The organism is Vibrio sp. T9, from assembly GCF_003123985.1.
GTDB classification, from domain to species: Bacteria; Pseudomonadota; Gammaproteobacteria; order Enterobacterales; family Vibrionaceae; genus Vibrio; species Vibrio diabolicus.
Genome location: NZ_NIGY01000120.1, coordinates 1 through 349, shown reverse-complemented (window position 1 = coordinate 349; position 349 = coordinate 1). Strand labels below are relative to the sequence as shown.

Annotated in this window: 1 protein-coding gene; it reads left to right on the top strand. The window is 57.9% G+C overall.

Annotated elements, in window-relative coordinates; all coding sequences use genetic code 11:
- Positions 1-11 precede the first annotated feature (11 nt).
- On the top strand, positions 12-349 hold a 338-nt coding region (locus tag CBX98_RS25715), incomplete at its 3' end, for a YhjD/YihY/BrkB family envelope integrity protein (RefSeq protein WP_242446623.1).

Genomic DNA, 349 nt, shown 5'->3' with positions numbered 1-349 from the left:
TCCAGGAGTACATGCTGGCTTTCGCGGACAAGGCCAGCCAGCTGACGGGCATATCGATCCTGGTCATGCTCTTCAGCGCGGTGTCGATGATGATCAGCATCGAAGATCGCATGAACCGCATCTGGCGCGTACGCAAACCACGTGACTGGACCTCGCGTCTTTTGCTCTATTGGGCGGCACTCACCCTGGGTCCCATCCTGGTCGTCGGCAGTCTCGTGCTCACCTCTTACATCACCGCCTTTCCCATGCTCCATGCGGCAGCCGACCAGATCGCAACGCAGAGCAGGCTGCTCAACTTCCTGCCATTCGTTATCACCTTTGTCACCCTGGTGCTGATGTACACCATGGT